The organism is Microbulbifer variabilis ATCC 700307, from assembly GCF_000380565.1.
In the GTDB taxonomy this organism is placed as follows: domain Bacteria; phylum Pseudomonadota; class Gammaproteobacteria; order Pseudomonadales; family Cellvibrionaceae; genus Microbulbifer; species Microbulbifer variabilis.
This window is the reverse complement of sequence record NZ_AQYJ01000024.1, coordinates 221,671-238,469: the sequence shown is the minus strand read 5'-3', so window position 1 is coordinate 238,469 and position 16,799 is coordinate 221,671. Positions and strand designations below refer to the sequence as shown.

The window sequence follows — 16,799 nt, the reverse complement described above, 5'->3', positions numbered from 1 at the left end:
TCTAGCGCGTTGCCGTTATCCTAAGATTAGAGCGCCTTGAAGTGGATGCAGTTCAGAAAAATCGTAACAGCTAGCTTCCTGCACCAGTACTTATTGGCAGCGTAGATGGCCCCCCCGAGCCCACCTCCTCCACAGCCTCAGCTTTATCTTTTAATGAGGCAGCCCCCTGGCGCTCGGCACCACCGCCATCAAACAGCCTTTCAAAACGCATTTGTGGATCTGCCCAGTCGCCACTGATACGATAGCTAACACTGGCCACTTTTTTCACCTGCTTTTTGAAAGCCTTACTAATTAGATATACCCCTGCAGCAGCCGGAAGTCCTCCTGCCAGTGCAGCGACCAGAGCAAGGTTATTACTTACCGGTAAAGTTGCCACTAGGGTAAGATCTAGGTCCTCGCGCAACAGATTCACCCTGCCAGCCATCTGCAGCTCACTGGTTGGCCCTTCCACTTGAATAGGCACCGCAATCAACAGCTGTCCATCCCCTTCAAAAACCACTTCCCCGCGAACCCGATCAAAGGCCATACCGCTCTTGTAAAGATCAGAGAAATCCAAGCGCAAACGACGCGCCCAGGTATCGAAATTAAAAAGAGATAACAGGCGCAACACCGTAGAGCCAGCCGTACCTGTAGAGCGAAGGAAACGCCCATCCCGGATATCAATCTTAAGCTCCCCAGAGAGCAAACTGCCTTTGACCAGGGCTGGAGATCCGTCCCAGCGCAAGGCGGTATCAAAGCTGGCGGACTTGCTCTCAATAAGAGGCTCATGTCCCATTGAACGCTGGATATCAGCGAGATCATCGGCCGCCACGCGACCAATAAACTGGGAAGAACTCTTCCCCTCGGCATCGCGCATCCACATCAACTGCGCACCAAGAGTTTCCCCACCTTTGCCGCGCCCTTCAATACGGAAACCACGCACACTACCGCGAATATCACTGACAACCAAACGCTCTTTGGAGGGGCGTACATTAAAGGACCAGCGCCCCAGCTCCTCATCACCAAGCTGCAAGCTCTCAGTGCTAAAATCAATAGCCGGCAAGACCTGGAAATCGAAATCTGCCCATGGATCAGGGGCCTCCTCAGCGAAGGGTTCCAGAGAGAAGGGGTCCTGCTGAAGCTCACTCTTTTTCTCAAGGGCAGGCAAGCGTAAATGGGCCAATTGCAACTTCAGAGGTGTCTCTCCACCCAAAGTGCCTTTCAATTCGCCTGCAGCCATCTCACTATCGAAATCCAGCTTCCAATCAGCCCCCACACCATTGCCAGTAACATGAATATGCTCAATATCAACAGCCCCCAACTGCAAGCGGTCGGTACTGAGATCCAGACTCACTGGTAAAACTTCGGCGGAAGCTGCTATTTGATCATCGAGATTTATGGTGGTAACCGGTTTGCCAGAGTCGAATACACTCGCCGCCTGCTCCTCCAGAACCTCAACTCCAGGTTTTAGAACACCATCTCCGGCAGAGGGGGGGGCTTCACGATATACACTCAGTAACTTCTCCCAGCGGGGTAGGTCGATATTGGAAATATCACCGGTGATGGACAACCCACGCTCGGCGGGGAGCTTAGCTTCGGCATTCAGGGCGATAGAGGCACGATCAAGTTCCCCTTGTACCAGCCAGAACTGCCCCTGGAGGTGTTCACCGTAGTTCAGGTGGAATAAACTGCCCTGGTCACCAATCGGCGCCCGCAGAACAAAATTGGTCTTTACTTCAGCGGGTTTACCTAAAGGTTCAGGTAAGTTGACATTGATACCCGCCAGGTTGGAGGTAAGCTCAAAAACTGCTGCATAGGGGGCTTCCTTTGCTTTGGCAGGTATAGTGATCAGGGCTTGGTAGTCCATATCGCCATCCAGCCATTTCAGCTCGGGTCGCTGGCTCCAGGTAAAAATTGACTCAATGTCGGCATTACCATCCACTACAACCTGTGTGTCCCTGGAAGCTCCCTTACCAAAGTGACGGATATGTGCGCTGACAGGTCTGCCCCAAAGTGTGCCGCTGACCCGTGTACCTGCAAGCCCTCTCTCGCTATCATAAATCACATCCCCAGACAGCTCCTGTGTCTGCAGACGAAGGTTCTTAAGCTCAAGCTCTCCATCACTTAACTGCAAATCTACATGCTGGCTGCTATTCAGGTCAGCTCCCCCCAAGGCTTGAGTCAAATTGAGCTGGCCGGCAATATTTCCCGCCAAATGCCAATCATCAAACCCACTACCCAACTGCTGACGCAGAGGGGACTCCCTGAGAAGCCGGAGGCCATCAGCTGCAGGACCGGAAAGCTGGGCCTGCACATCCAAGCGCGATCCCTTCCCGGCAAGGGGGGCAACTGCAACGAAAATATCGCTGGCATCAATGTTCCAAAGTTTGGCCTTTACCGCACCAACAGAAACAGCTCCATCATTCAGTAACAAGCGCCCATCGACATTTTTAGCTGAAGGCCATTCCTCAGCATACTTCAAGCTAGCCTCGGTAAAATCCGCTGCTAACTGTATAGTTTGGCGATTACGATGAGCCCCAAGAGCCTGCAGTGACTCCTCTTTTCCATCTGCTCGATAACTACTGCCTCGATAGATAAATGCAGCACTCTCCACTCGCCCGGAATTTCTTGCACCCAGTCCTTTATTGAGCCAGTCGCGTAGATCCTTACTAACAGTCGTTGGTACCAACTGTTCCTGGGTAGTAACGGCAGCATCATGTAAAGATAGAGCCAACACTAGATCTGTCGGTCGGCTCTGAGCTTTGACAGGCAGGGATAACATAAACTGGCCATTAACTTCCCCTAAAGCACCATCAAGCCGTAGAGGACCAGACAATATGCTGATCTCGTTTGCATCCCTGTCCAGGTTCCAAGCCACAGTGCCACTGGCCTGGTCAAATGAAAAAGTATTTCGATATAAATTTGGGAAGTGTGCGGTAAAAGCTGAGCCATCTAGCTCTACCCTGCCATTTGCACCCTCAAGCTCAAGGTAACCAGTCAAATTGGTAATCGCAGGAGCCCCCCGGAATGCCTTGGCTTGTACACCCTTCAGGTTGGCCTGCAAACTGACCGCCCCCTCCGGGCTGCGCAACAGCTGGACCCGGCGCAACTCACCTCCAGGCTCCAAGGCTCGCAACCAATCATCAGCAGCCCCTTCGAGCACATCCAGGTTTTTGAGAATATCGCTCCAGCCCGCCAGATCGACAACATCGGCACTCATAGATAATCCCTGCTGATCACTGCTGACCTGCAAATTGAGTGGCGGCATCTGCAGATCCTGCCAATCGATCTGGATGTCCTGTAAAGCCAGGCGCCAACGTTCACCGGGCAGCCAATGTCCAGATAGATCGCCGGAGAAAGCCCGCAGCGGTTTCATAACATGGTCATTTGCGATAGTGGCTTCTGCACTGTCATCTAGTACGCTGTCCAGCTTCTCGACTTGGGCGAGGTCTAATTGCCCCACCAGGCGATAGCCATTTTTGGCATCGCTGTGAAGCCACAAGCGACCATCTGCCCATTTGCGCCCATGCCAGTGAAAGCGATCCGGCAGTGGAGTCAGTTCATGCAGAAGGGTAACGATATCTTCATCCAGTAACAGCTCATTGAGCTGCATATAACCACGCAGGGAGAAGCGCTTTTTATCCCGAGGGTTACCGCGCCCCTCAAGAACTAATCGCAAGGTTTCAGAATGCGTATCCTCAATCTCTCCCTCACGGGAAATAAACGCACGGGCTACGAGGCGGTGAAAATCACCCTGGTTTTCAAGTAGTATCTGCGGCAGGTTAATCTCGGCCAGCTGGTCATCGGGGAGCCGAACCGTGATTGCAGCATCCTGAATTTGGATCTTGGGGCTGAGCTGGAACAATCGCGCAGGATCCGCTGCCTTGGGGTCGGCAACCACCCTACCATCAGGCTTCAGGGAAATATCAGGAAAGCCATCCAGGCGCCACTCTCCCTGTGCATTCCGGCTGAGGCCGGCGGCGAAAGTGTGCATTTGAAGATCTTTCCACACCAATTCGCGATTCCAAAGGCTGGCGAGCAAGTCCAGCTGGAAAAGGCCGTGCCCCATTCGCAGCTCACCATTTTCCCCCAAGCGTAAACCATCTAGCTGCAGTGCTACCTCCAGGGCTTCCCAGCGCAGGGAAATCCGGTCCATTTGCACCGTTACCCCTAGCTGCTCTGACAGCCAGCTGCTGATCTGCGGTCTGTACTCTTCGACCTGAGGGGACAACAAGCGGCCGGTCTGAACCAGGATCGCCAGGGCAATAACCAGGCTAACCGATAGCAGCCAAAACTTGCGGGCGAGCCAGCGAATCACAACCATTACCACCCTCCCCTGAGCGCACGAAGACAATGAACACCGTTGCATTCATTGCCAGGTATCAGAGGAAAAACAACTGGTAACTCACACAAGAACAATGTCGTACTGCTCCTGGTTATAGATAGGCTCAACCTGAAACTGTATAGGACGGCGAATAAACTCCTCCAGGTCGGCAACATTAGCCGACTCCTCATCGAGTAAAAGGTCTATGACTACCTGACTTGCCAGCACCATAATTTTTTCGCTGTCGTAAGCGCGCGCCTCACGGATGATCTCACGAAAAATTTCAAAACAGACTGTTTCAGCACTTTTCAATGTGCCACGCCCCTCACATACTGGACAGGGCTCACAAAGTATCTGCCCGAGGGATTCACGCGTGCGTTTGCGCGTCATCTCAACCAAACCCAGCTCTGAGACACCGGTGATACTGGATTTGGCATGATCCCTCTCCAGTGCTTTTTCAAGTGTTCGCAATACCTGGCGTTGGTGCTCGGGGTCCTTCATATCGATAAAGTCGATAATGATGATGCCTCCTAGATTACGCAGTCTCAGCTGCCGGGCAATTGCGGTCGCCGCCTCCAGGTTGGTCTTGAAGATAGTTTCTTCCAGATTTCGATGGCCGACAAATGCGCCGGTATTCACATCAATAGTGCTCATCGCTTCCGTTTGCTCGACGATAAGATACCCACCTGACTTCAGAGTCACCTTATTTTGCAATGCGCGACGAATTTCCTCTTCCACACCATAGAGATCAAACAGTGGGCGCTCACCGGGATAGTGTTCCAGACGGCCAGCGATTTCCGGTGCATATTTGCCGGCAAACTCCGCGGCGCGACCATGTGCCTCGCGGGAGTCTATACGAATCTTCTCTGTATAGGGACGCGCAAGATCACGCAATGCGCGCATAAACAGTGGTAAGTCTTCGTAGATTACCGAGGGGACAGGGCGCTCGTTGATTCGCTGATCCAGCTCGCCCCACAACTTATAAAGAAAGGGGATATCCCTGAGTAACTCCTCTTCACTCACTCCTTCAGCCACGGTGCGCAAAATAAACCCGCCATCTGCTGAAAGCCCGTCTTCGGCAAGACGAGATACAGCAGCTTCTACCAATTGGCGCAAACGCTCACGCTCACCCTCATCCTCAATACGATTGGAAATCCCAATATGGCGAGTCTGGGGCATATACACGAGATAGCGCGCAGATACTGACAAATGAGTGGTTAAGCGCGCACCTTTACTACTTATCGGGTCTTTGACCACTTGCACCACCAGGGACTGTCCCTCGCGTACCAAAGCGCGGATATCTGCCACTTCGGCATCCCGCGCTTCCATCCCCTCATCATCTAAAGGGGCTATATCTGAAGCGTGGATAAATCCAGCCCGCTCCAGCCCAATATCCACAAATGCGGCCTGCATACCTGGCAGAACCCGAATCACCTTGCCCTTGTAGATATTGCCAACTATTCCTCTTCGCGCGCTACGCTCGAGATAGACCTCCTGCAGTACGCCATTTTCCACCAGGGCAACGCGGGTCTCTGTAGGTGCAACATTGATTAAAAGCTCTTCACTCAAGACTGGTTCTCCTGCCAGTAAGGGATACCCGCATGCTCAAGCATGGGAACCAGTGCCTCCAGGGGCAACCCAACCACATTGCTATAACTACCGCTAATAGACTCAACCAGTGCGGCGCCCATTCCCTGGATACCATAGCCTCCGGCTTTATCTTCAGGCTCACCAGTACTCCAATAAGCTTCAATCTGCGCCTTCGACAAGTGACGAAAGCGCACCCGTGTTTCCACCACGCGGCTAAACTGACGCTCCCAACTACGCAGACAGATCGCACTCAATACCGAGTGTTCAGTACCGGACAAAGACAACATCATGGATTCAAAGTCAGCGTAATCCTTCGGTTTCTCCAGCACCTTGTCCCCGGCGAGTACCACCGTATCAGAGCCCAGGGCCCATACACCTTCCACGCCCCCCAGGCCAGCAGTAGCCTTATCGTGGGCCAATCGCTGAATATATTCCTGGGGAGTCTCAGCCAACTGCTTTTGCTCGGGAACAGCAGGTGTTAACTGGGAAAAAGAGACGCCTATCTGCGTCAAAAGCTCGGCGCGACGCGGGGAACCCGAGGCGAGCAGGAGACGGTTTGATGTGGTGGTATTTGTCACTGTACTACATATTCCCTGTGGGCCAGCGGCTGATTATAGCTATATCGATCGAAAAATGATCAATTTTTTACATTGATTTACAATCTGACGGTTCAGTCAGCGAATGTGAAGGCGATTACAAAGGCCTCGCAAAGGAGGGGTAACACAGGGCCACAATAATGCCGTAGTAAGTGCGGGCCATAGGAAGGTCAGTCCAGGCACTGTTTTTCCCTCCAACCCATGCACCCAGTTTCCTACTACCTGATTAATACCCACCAGGACAAAAACCCACAAGAGTTGTTGAGCCGGGTTGAAGACCCTTGTGCGCTGGTAGGTCAAAAGACTGAAATACGCCAATACAGCGAGGGCCAAAGCATGGGTACCGAGACTTGCTCCAGTTACCAGATCCTCCAGGATTCCCACCAGCCAAGCAAAACCCACACCGAGAGACTGGGGCATCCGCGAAACCCAAAATATGATAAGTAGGGCGGGAAATGCCGGGCGAAACCAGAGCCACTGTTGAGGCAAGGGCATTACTACCAGCAGCATTGACAGAAAAATGGTAGCGGCGATAAACCAGCGGCTACTCGCTTGCAAGGCCCTGCCCCCTGTCACTGATAACCGCAAGCACAAAACGACTGCGGTTCATGCGGCCGCGGGGCAACACTTCAGCCTCCGCAAAAGGCTTGCCCGGGTCACGAGTGACCGACATCACTTCTCCAACCGGGTAACCTGCCGGAAAGCGACCACCAAGGCCTGAGCTCAGTAGCAGGTCTCCCTCGCGAATATCACTGGTATTGGCCAGGTGACGCAGCTTAAGCCGATACAGATCCCCAGTACCTTCGGCTACGGTACGCATGCTGTTGCGCAACACCTGTACCGGGATGGCGTGGCTGGAATCTGTGATCAACAGAATCCGGCTAAATGAATTTCCGGCTTCAATCACCTGCCCGAGCAAGCCGCCTGCATCCATCACCGGTGTGCCCACATCGACACCGTCATCCCTGCCTTTATCAATAAGCAGGACATGCTCCAAGGGGTCAGGGGACACGCCGATAATCTGGGCGACCAGCACACGGTCATCAACCATCTCAGCCGAGTTCATCAGCTCCTTGAGCTGGGTATTTTCCGCCTTTACGGCTGCTAATAACTGGCTGCGTTGCTCCAGCAATAATACCTGGCGCTTGAGGCGGTCATTTTCTTCGAGCAATTCATCACGGGAGCGAAACTGCTCACCGGCCCAATCAGTCACTCTCTCAGGGGTACCGGTAATCCAATAAAGAGGGGCGACGGCATCGAATAGCCGCTCACGGATAGTGTGGAACCAGTCGGTAGAGTAGCTGATTACAAACAGGGCGATTGACAAAACAGCCAAAGTAATCAGGCGGGTCTCTTGGGAGGGGCCGCGGGTAAATAGCGGTTTCAAGGGCAGCCCCCTTTATAAAGATCAATGCTTATTGTTCTCACAATATATATCGGATGTCACTGAAACGTGAAACTAACTGCCAAGACGGCCCCGCTATTCTCATCGGAACACTGCCTCGACCTTACTTGACTTAGTTTGACATCAGATACAAACGGCTGCGATCCAGCATATCCAGGGCCTTACCGCCACCACGGGCCACACAGGTCAGAGGATCATCTGCAACAATTACCGGCAAACCGGACTCCTCCATCAGCAATCGGTCCAAATCGCGAAGCAAAGCACCGCCACCGGTCAACACCATACCGCGCTCAGCAATGTCCGAAGCAAGCTCGGGGGGCGATTGCTCCAGAGCGCTCTTCACTGCTTGTACAATACCAGTCAATGGCTCCTGCAGGGCTTCGAGAATTTCATCTGAATTGAGGGTGAAACTGCGGGGCACCCCTTCCGCCAGATTACGACCACGCACATCGATCTCACGTACCTCACTGCCCGCATAGGCACAGCCAATCTCTTCTTTGATGCGCTCGGCAGTGGCATCACCAATAACGCTGCCGTAGTTACGACGCACATAGTTGACGATGGCCTCATCAAAACGATCACCGCCAATACGCACTGAATCAGAGTAAACCACGCCGTTCAAGGAGATAATGGCAATCTCAGTGGTACCACCACCGATGTCTACCACCATGGAACCACTCGCCTCCTCCACATTCAGGCCGGCACCGATTGCTGCGGCCATAGGCTCTTCAATCAGGGACACCTCGCGGGCGCCAGCACCAAGCGCAGACTCGCGGATCGCACGGCGTTCCACTTCGGTAGACTGGCAGGGCACGCATACCAGCACACGCGGGCTTGGGCGCATCCAGCTGTTTTCATGCACTTTTTTAATAAAGTGCTGCAACATTTTTTCAGTTACCTGGAAGTCGGCGATAACACCATCCTTTAAGGGGCGGATAGCAGTGATATTACCGGGAGTTCGGCCGAGCATACGTTTGGCTTCTACACCGACGGCCTCAACGATTTTCTGGCCATTGTAATGACGAATAGCGACGACTGATGGCTCGTCGAGAACTACGCCGCGATCGCGAACGTAAATCAGCGTATTGGCGGTTCCCAGGTCAATGGAGAGATCACTGGAGAACATACCCCGCAAACGTTTAAACATGGAATTCGATTACCTTGTACTAATTGTCAGCCCCCAGGTCGGGCACTGCGGGCGCGGCTTATTTTATGGATATAAATCCTAATTAGTCCGCGCAAATAATTCTGAGTTCCGAGCCGCATTTCGAATCGGAATTTACGCAACACACCGGAGTCTCTCACCGCCCGGCAGGATTCGGCAAACTCTAACAATGGCGCCGGTTCAGAGCAAGGCTGAAGCTGGACTAATCGATTGCAATAATCCCGAGTTGCCAGGGCCGATGAGAATAACAGCATGTTGTGCTAAATTTGCCGGTTCTGCCCGGCATGCGTCTGGGTAAGCATTGATTCGCAACTCAAGCTGGAGGAGTTCCATGGCCGTGGATACACAAACCGTAGAAAAGCTGGCCGAGCTAGCCCGCATCGCCATATCCAACGCAACCATAGAGGAAGTCAGCAGCCGCCTTGGTGACATTCTACAACTGGTAGACCAGCTGCAGGCCATCAACACCGATGGTGTAATCCCCATGGCACACCCCCTTGATGAGGTGCAAACCCTCCGTGCCGATGCGGTAACCGAAACCGACCAGCGAAATAGTTTCCTGTCTTTGGCCCCTCAGTCAGATGAGGGGCTCTATCTGGTACCCAAGGTGATTGACTGAGCCGGGACCCATCACTTCAAAGCCCACTCGAAAGCCAATCATCTGATCCCGCCAAAGCCTTAAGGGAATATCATGCATCAATTTACTATCGCCGAGATCATTCGCGGATTGCGGGGTAAAGAGTTCTCCAGTACTGAGCTTACCCAACATTTGCTCAAGCGTATCCAGCAGCTGGATAGCAACTACAACAGCTTTATCACTGTCACTGAAGAGCTCGCCCTCAACCAAGCTAAAGCGGCCGACGAGCGCCTCGCTGCCGGGGAAGCTCCTGCCTTGTGTGGCGTTCCTATCGCACACAAGGACATTGTCTGCACCAAGGGCATTCGCACCAGCTGCGCGTCAAAAATGCTGGACAATTTTATTCCGCCTTACAACGCCACAATCGTGGAAAACCTGAATTCGGCTGGCACCGTTACCCTGGGCAAAACCAATATGGATGAGTTTGCCATGGGCTCCTCCAACGAAAGCAGCTACTATGGCGCGGTAAAAAATCCCTGGGACACTAATTACGTACCCGGCGGTTCGTCAGGCGGCTCAGCAGCCGCAGTGGCAGCCCTCCTCGTCCCGGGAGCCACCGCTACCGATACCGGCGGCTCTATTCGCCAGCCAGCAGCATTGACCAATACGACCGGCTTGAAACCCACTTATGGCCGTGTATCCCGCTGGGGCATCGTCGCCTATGCCTCAAGCCTGGATCAAGCCGGTCCTATCGCGCGCAATGCAGAAGACGTAGCCTATTTGCTATCCGCTATGGCCAGCCATGATTCAAAAGATTCCACCAGCCTGGATCGCCCCCAAGCGGACTATACCGCGAGACTGAATGATTCCGTCACCGGGCTCAAAGTTGGTGTACCCAAGGAGTACTTCGGCGAGGGGCTCGATGGTGATACCGCTGTCCGGGTGCAGGATGCTCTCAAGGAATTTGAAAAACTCGGGGCTGAATTGGTCGATATCAGCCTGCCGCACACTGAGTTGGCAATTCCCGCTTATTACGTCATCGCACCGGCGGAAGCCTCTGCTAACCTGTCCCGCTTCGATGGTGTGCGCTATGGGCATCGCTGTGAACAGCCCTCCGATCTGCGTGATCTGTACATGCGCTCCCGGGGCGAAGGCTTCGGCGAAGAGGTCCAACGCCGAATCCTGGTGGGCACCTATGCCTTGTCAGCCGGCTATTACGATGCCTACTACAACAAGGCCCAGCAGGTACGCCGCCTGATCAAGCAGGACTTCATGCAGGCCTTTGAAAAAGTGGATGTTATAATGGGACCCACCACCCCCTCCCCCGCTTTCCAACTGGGTGCCAAGAGCGCCGACCCGGTTGCTATGTATCTGGAAGATATTTATACCATCGCCACTAACCTGGCAGGCCTCCCTGGAATGTCTATCCCCTGCGGGCTTGTAAATAATATGCCTGTAGGTCTGCAGATCACCGGAAATTACCTGGATGAGGCTCGCATGCTTAATATTGCGCACCAATATCAGCAGGTAACAGACTGGCACAAAGCCAGCGCCGTATAAGGAGAAATATCGTGGAATGGGAAATCGTTATCGGGCTGGAAGTTCACGTCCAGCTCTCCACCGAATCAAAACTATTCTCCGGTGCGAGCACCCGTTTTGGCGCCGCCCCCAATACTCAAGCGTGTGCTGTAGATCTGGCCATGCCCGGTACCTTGCCAGTACCCAATGAACAAGCTTTTCGCTATGCGATAATGTTTGGCCTGGCAATGAATGCGGAAATTAGCAAACGATCCGTTTTCGAACGTAAGAATTATTTCTATCCAGATCTACCCAAAGGCTATCAAACTACCCAGCTGGAACAGCCCATCGTCGGAGCAGGGGAAGTGGAAATTCACCTGGAGGATGGAGGCAGCAAAAAAGTGCGCTTGCACCATGCTCATCTTGAAGAGGATGCAGGTAAATCCCTACACGAAGATTTCCATGGCATGTCTGGAATTGATCTCAACCGAGCCGGAACCCCGTTGATTGAAATTGTATCCGAACCCGATATGCGAAGTGCTGCCGAAGCAGTTGCTTACCTCAGGAAAATTCATAGCATCGTGACCTATTTGGGAATTTCTGATGGAGATATGTCCCAGGGCTCCCTACGCTGTGATGCCAATGTATCCGTGCGATTAAAAGGTGAGGAAAAACTGGGCACCCGCACCGAGCTAAAGAATATCAACTCTTTCCGTTTCGTTGAGCGGGCCATCAAAGTGGAAGCAGAGCGCCAGATCGATATCCTCGAAGACGGCGGCAGTATCGAGCAGGAAACCCGTCTCTACGACGCCGACAAAAATGAGACCCGCTCTATGCGCAGCAAGGAAGTTGCCAATGACTATCGCTACTTTCCCTGCCCGGACCTTCTGCCGGTAGTACTCACCGAAGAATATATTGAACAGCTGCGCAAGGAACTGCCGGAGCTGCCGGATACCAAAGCCGAGCGTTTCCAGTCCGAATTCAATCTATCTGCATATGATGCCGATCAACTGACCCAGGATCGCGACAGTGCGGAGTATTTCGAAACTGTATGTAAGTCCTGCGGCGAACCCAAGCTGGCCGCCAACTGGATAACCGGTGAGCTGGCTGCGCTGCTAAATCGCAAGGAAATCAGTATTGCCGAGTCCCCCGTTTCCGCTACACAGCTGGCAGGCCTAATTACCCGTATAAAAGACAACACTATTTCAAGCAAGATTGCCAAGCAGGTGTTTGAGGCAATCTGTGAAGGTGAAGGCAGCGCTGATGACATCATTGAAAAACGCGGCCTGAAGCAAGTATCTGATACTGGCGCCATCGAAAAAATGGTGGATGAAGTTATCGCCGCAAGCGACGCTCAAGTGGATAATTACCGTAGAGCTGACGAATCCAAGCGTCCCAAAATGATGGGCTACTTTGTTGGCCAGATCATGAAAGCCTCCAAGGGTCAGGCAAACCCACAAATGATCAACAAAATTCTCAAGGAAAAGCTGGACGCCCTGCTTTAATTATTAACCCTTGAATACTTGAGCTGGGTAACATCCCGGCAGTAAAGACAGCAGTAAGGAAAAGATTTTGAGCCAGAAAAAAGACAAGCAAAAAGTTCTCGGGGAAGTTTTTGATACGGAGCGTATTGCCGGCTTCCTGATTGGAGAAGCCCCCAAGGGAGTAAACCTCGACTACCACCTGCTTGAGCGTGCTTACCGCAGTATGAAAGCAGAGAGCTTTGCCTCCTTTGTTCAACTATTTCTTGCCGAAGGGAAAGACCTCAACAGCCCTGGCCCCGATGGTAAAACCCTATTGAGCCGAATTAAAGAGCACCGCCAGGGTAAAGAGTACGGTGAAATACTGAAAGCCGCCGGCGCTGAACAATAAAGACTATCGCCGCACCGGTAAGAGGTAAATTTATGACTTCAAACCCCATCCACGGTATCGACGCGCTAGTGCGCGGTGTGCACCTGATAACCCGGCGCGAACTGCGCCCTTTTATCCTGGTTCCATTACTGATCAATCTGGTGCTGTTTATCATTATCAGTGGCATCATGATTTCGCAACTGGGAGGACTCAGCGACTATATTGGCAGCCTGCTATCTCACACCCCTGTCGATACCGCGAATATGTCCTGGTGGGAAGCAATCATGGCCAAAGGTGCCGCCTGGGCCGCCAGCATTTTTCGCTGGCTTGCCTGGATTATTGCATTCCTGGTGTTGTTTCTTTTTTTTCTTGTTTACGGTTATCTGTTTGCTGTAATTACCAATATTATTGCCGCACCCTTCAATGGTATTCTGGCTGAAAAGGTAGAGGAGCTTCTCACCGGAAAGACACCGCCGGCAGAGCCGTTACTGCAAATGATTTGGCGCACCCTTGGCCGAGAACTGCGTAAGCTGGGCTACTTTATATTCTGGGGGCTAATTATTTTATTGGTGGCTACGGCCACCAGTTGGACAATTATTATCCCAGCAGTATTAACTGCTGTCTGGGGTGCCTGGTCCATGGCCATCCAATATGTGGACTACCCCCTCGACAATCACCAACGGCCATTTGATGAGCTTAAAAGTGTCTTGCGCCGTCGTAAACTAACCAGTCTCACATTTGGTGGCACAGTGATGTTGGCAAAGATGGTGCCGATCCTGAATATCTTTGTAATGCCAGCAGCTGTAGCCGGTGGCACTGCACTGTGGATTGAACGCCTGCGACAAGAGGGTGATCCCGGTACAGATAGCTTCCCTACCCAACAGCAAAGCAACTCTTCAAGTAAAAGCATTACTTAAACTTTAGCCTCAGGGGCTCGATACCGAGCCCTGAATCAAACCTCTGCAGCATCCCTATTTACCTTTCTGAGCACTTTTTTCTTTGAGCTAAGCGATACTAGGTCTTTTGCATCCGGGCAATATGTGCTGTCTAAACACGTCAATGAGGCAACCCATCCAATTCTTCCAGGACAGGGACCATAAATTTCCAGCTAGCAGTGTCTGAATTCGGTTTACTAACAACGCATCGTATAAGCCCACGGGACCCTTAATGCCTGCCACAAATAGGTAAGGAGTCCCTGCCGAATACTTTTCTACACAGATTTAGCTCTGAAAAGTAGTCATAGTAAATCTCGATATTTTCATTGAGGTTGGGAAAGCGCACCCAGAATGCTCCAATAACTTACTGGAAGAGCTTAATTTTAAACCGAGGCGCTCAGCTGAGAAGATCTCAAGGCGCTGATTCAGGTAAAAGGTCAATCGGCCATTTTTTTGCACACGTCGATGTAGCCATAGAAGTTTCCTCTTTTCCCTAAGGATAGAAACTCGACTCCCTCACTTCTCAACTGCTGTAAATTCTGCTTGAGGATGTGCTGTAAAAGCTGGACTCAATTTTATGGATGAGGGGAGAGAGTCCGCATTCGCACTATAACAATTTCATGTAAGGGAGAAATTTTCGAATGCTGACACGCCCCAGGGTCAACTGCACCCTGTGTGTTATTGGAGCAACAGTATCCAATTTAATTCAAAAACAAACTTAAATGATTGAAGAGGGCTGAAGACGCACAGCTATTATCCCAATGCTAATCCTACCCGCCGATGAGACAGTATCTCTGTAGACTCATGACAGCAGTAACTTTATTACTAGCGGGCATCAAGGCCTAACCATTGGGGATACTATCCATCATCTGCGGGACCAAGCGTATTGAGCCAAAAGTGCTCAGGTGATCATCATCACGATACAGGGGCTCCCCATCAACCTGAATCTGGCATCGAGATGGACATAATTCTGGCACCAAGCTTACGCGCTCTATCTGGAACTCCTTTCCCAGACTATTAAAGATTCTTGTAACTCTCTTATTACGCTCTTCTACATCTCTCTTGGTCGGAGCGCCCTGCAGTTGTGCGCCGATAAATTCGGCGCTGGCGATGGCAAGCGGAACAGAAAAAGAAATTTCAGGGATTCCCTCTACAATTATTACCTCACGCCCACTCGCACGGATACGAGCAACAGTCTGATGGAGACCTTGGGCAACCAGCTCAAAATTATTCACAGAAGCTCCTCCAGAAGAGGGCTTTTCATATGCCGTCTTTGCCAACCCCATTACTGCCGGCGGGCCACTTTCACCGGCGGAACGACTCCCCTCCACTACCAGCGCCCACCGCGCCACTAAAACTACGGTCTTCACATCCTTTCGCTGTTCCAGCATCTCCATTATTTGGGCATTAAAAGTATCGCATCCATGCATAGCGCCCATCTCTAGACGAACAATACCAAGGAGTGGCGCACAGGCAGATTTTGCAGCCACAATACCGCGATAACCCTTTACTTTCAGCCAGTGCTCAAAACCAGGCAGAAACGCACCTGCATGGGAATCCCCCCAGAGCAGGTAATCCACTGAGGCTCCACTGCTCGCCTCACCCAATTCACAGAGCCCTTCTTCAGGTAAACGCTCCATACAACGACGCTCTTTAGACGTTCGTTCTTTGGCATTTTGATAGGTGGCAAATAATGGCTCGGGAAGACGGGAAGGCACACCCTTTTTGACATTGATTACCAGGGAGACAGAAACGATCAGCATCGCCATTACACCGAAAGTGTTTGCCAGGCCACGTTTTGATACCCCTCGCGCGGAGGGCTGGCGAAAAGGTGCTTCCACAAACTTCCAGCTCACCCAGGCAAGCCCCCCCGACACCAGGATTGCCTTTATGGCTATTTCAAATGGAAGCTCAGCCGAGCCATTTAAAAACCTAAACAAAACCAACACAGGCCAGTGCCAAAGGTATAGAGAGTAGGAAATCAAGCCTACCGAAACCAGAAGCCGCGACGATAGAAGAAAGCCGGCCACTGTTAGTCGCTGACTGCCGGCCCAGATCAGCGTGGCAGTGCCCACACAAGGCAATAAAGCGGCAACACCCGGGAAGGGAGTAGAGGCATCAAATAAAAACACGCTGGTGAGGATCATTAAGGTGCCGAGCGCCCCTGCCAGCTCCAGAAGCCAAGCCCGCTTCACATTCGGAAATGCTCCCAGTGCTACTAACGCTCCAATCCCCAACTCCCATATCCGAGTTGGAGTAAGGAAGTAATTAGCAAAAGGTTGTGCACTGGTGGCCCAGATTGAAAGGCCGAGAGAAAGCAGTGATATTCCCGCCACAACAAGCCACATCGGGCCGCGCCCTCGGGCAGCCAAGAGACATATTAAAAGAGGGAAACCCAGGTAAAATTGCTCTTCAACCGAGAGGGACCAGGTATGCAGGAGAGGCTGCCAATCTGCGCCAGCCCCAAAATAATCCTCTGTGCTCTGCCAAAACCATATATTCGAGACGAACAGGACTGTAGCGAGCACCGATTGAGCAAGCTCTTTCAGAGGCTCCGGCGGTAAAACAAACCACCCCACCGCAATCGTTGTTATTAAGACAGCAAAAAGGGCAGGTAGGATGCGACGGGCGCGCCGTTCGTAAAAATTTGCCAGGGAGAAGCTACCTGCCTCAACCTCCCTCACCAGGATACTGGTAATCAGGTAGCCAGATATCACAAAGAAAACATCGACACCGACGAATCCACCTGAAAACCCTTCTAGCCCTGCATGGGCAAAAACTACCGGCAGAACCGCTAAAGCGCGCAACCCGTCGATATCGCGTCGATAACCAATACTACTCAAAACCTTGGAACCACTA

At 52.1% G+C, this 16,799-nt stretch carries 12 protein-coding genes; 5 read left to right on the top strand and 7 right to left on the bottom strand.

All coding sequences use genetic code 11. The annotated features are described in order from the left end of the window. Window positions 1-70: 70 nt before the first annotated feature. The 6 genes from G367_RS0107890 to G367_RS0107865 all read right to left on the bottom strand — a co-directional run bounded on the left by G367_RS0107890 (window position 71) and on the right by G367_RS0107865 (window position 9,041). A complete protein-coding gene (locus G367_RS0107890; RefSeq protein ID WP_020412574.1) occupies window positions 71-4,303 on the bottom strand; it encodes a YhdP family protein in 4,233 nt (1,410 codons plus the stop codon). Window positions 4,304-4,384: 81 nt separating this feature from the next. Then, window positions 4,385-5,872 (bottom strand): ribonuclease G, encoded by a 1,488-nt coding sequence (gene rng, locus G367_RS0107885; RefSeq protein WP_020412573.1) that lies wholly within the window; start codon window positions 5,870-5,872, stop codon window positions 4,385-4,387. Beyond that, window positions 5,869-6,471: a Maf family protein gene (locus G367_RS0107880; RefSeq protein ID WP_020412572.1), complete on the bottom strand. Its 603-nt coding sequence runs from the start codon at window positions 6,469-6,471 to the stop codon at window positions 5,869-5,871. Before G367_RS0107880 ends, rng begins: the two co-directional genes overlap by 4 nt. A 96-nt stretch (window positions 6,472-6,567) precedes the next feature. After that, window positions 6,568-7,047 carry a rod shape-determining protein MreD gene (mreD, locus tag G367_RS0107875; protein WP_020412571.1) on the bottom strand — a complete coding sequence of 160 codons (480 nt, stop codon included), beginning with the start codon at window positions 7,045-7,047 and terminating at the stop codon, window positions 6,568-6,570. Beyond that, window positions 7,034-7,876, bottom strand: a complete 843-nt coding sequence (gene mreC / locus G367_RS23355; RefSeq protein WP_020412570.1) for a rod shape-determining protein MreC — start codon at window positions 7,874-7,876, stop codon at window positions 7,034-7,036. The genes mreD and mreC overlap by 14 nt, the downstream gene beginning before the upstream one ends. Before the next feature lie 130 nt (window positions 7,877-8,006). Continuing rightward, window positions 8,007-9,041 (bottom strand): rod shape-determining protein, encoded by a 1,035-nt coding sequence (locus G367_RS0107865; RefSeq protein ID WP_020412569.1) that lies wholly within the window; start codon window positions 9,039-9,041, stop codon window positions 8,007-8,009. A 349-nt stretch (window positions 9,042-9,390) separates the two neighbouring features. Here G367_RS0107865 and gatC point away from each other — a divergent pair, with 349 nt between their 5' ends. The 5 genes from gatC (at window position 9,391) to cysZ (ending at window position 13,922) form a co-directional block, all read left to right on the top strand. After that, window positions 9,391-9,678, top strand: a complete 288-nt coding sequence (gene gatC / locus G367_RS0107860) for an Asp-tRNA(Asn)/Glu-tRNA(Gln) amidotransferase subunit GatC (protein ID WP_020412568.1) — start codon at window positions 9,391-9,393, stop codon at window positions 9,676-9,678. 72 nt (window positions 9,679-9,750) lie between these two features. Then, window positions 9,751-11,196 carry an Asp-tRNA(Asn)/Glu-tRNA(Gln) amidotransferase subunit GatA gene (gene gatA, locus G367_RS0107855; RefSeq protein WP_020412567.1) on the top strand — a complete coding sequence of 482 codons (1,446 nt, stop codon included), beginning with the start codon at window positions 9,751-9,753 and terminating at the stop codon, window positions 11,194-11,196. A gap of 11 nt (window positions 11,197-11,207) precedes the next feature. Continuing rightward, window positions 11,208-12,659, top strand: coding sequence for an Asp-tRNA(Asn)/Glu-tRNA(Gln) amidotransferase subunit GatB (gatB, locus tag G367_RS0107850; protein WP_020412566.1), 1,452 nt, complete (start codon window positions 11,208-11,210; stop codon window positions 12,657-12,659). A gap of 67 nt (window positions 12,660-12,726) precedes the next feature. Further along, window positions 12,727-13,026, top strand: coding sequence for a PA4642 family protein (locus tag G367_RS0107845; protein ID WP_020412565.1), 300 nt, complete (start codon window positions 12,727-12,729; stop codon window positions 13,024-13,026). A gap of 32 nt (window positions 13,027-13,058) precedes the next feature. Next, window positions 13,059-13,922 (top strand): sulfate transporter CysZ, encoded by an 864-nt coding sequence (gene cysZ, locus G367_RS0107840; protein ID WP_020412564.1) that lies wholly within the window; start codon window positions 13,059-13,061, stop codon window positions 13,920-13,922. 860 nt (window positions 13,923-14,782) lie between these two features. Here cysZ and G367_RS0107835 read toward each other — a convergent pair. Next, window positions 14,783-16,783: an acyltransferase family protein gene (locus tag G367_RS0107835; protein WP_020412563.1), complete on the bottom strand. Its 2,001-nt coding sequence runs from the start codon at window positions 16,781-16,783 to the stop codon at window positions 14,783-14,785. Between the last annotated feature and the right edge of the window lie 16 nt (window positions 16,784-16,799).

Excerpts from the sequence above, each read along its gene's own strand:
- G367_RS0107890 (WP_020412574.1), bottom strand. The coding sequence starts at position 4,303 with ATGGTTGTGATTCGCTGGCTCGCCCGCAAGTTTTGGCTGCTATCGGTT.
- G367_RS0107865 (WP_020412569.1), bottom strand. The coding sequence starts at position 9,041 with ATGTTTAAACGTTTGCGGGGTATGTTCTCCAGTGATCTCTCCATTGAC.
- gatC (WP_020412568.1), top strand. The coding sequence starts at position 9,391 with ATGGCCGTGGATACACAAACCGTAGAAAAGCTGGCCGAGCTAGCCCGC.
- gatA (WP_020412567.1), top strand. The coding sequence starts at position 9,751 with ATGCATCAATTTACTATCGCCGAGATCATTCGCGGATTGCGGGGTAAA.
- cysZ (WP_020412564.1), top strand. The coding sequence starts at position 13,059 with ATGACTTCAAACCCCATCCACGGTATCGACGCGCTAGTGCGCGGTGTG.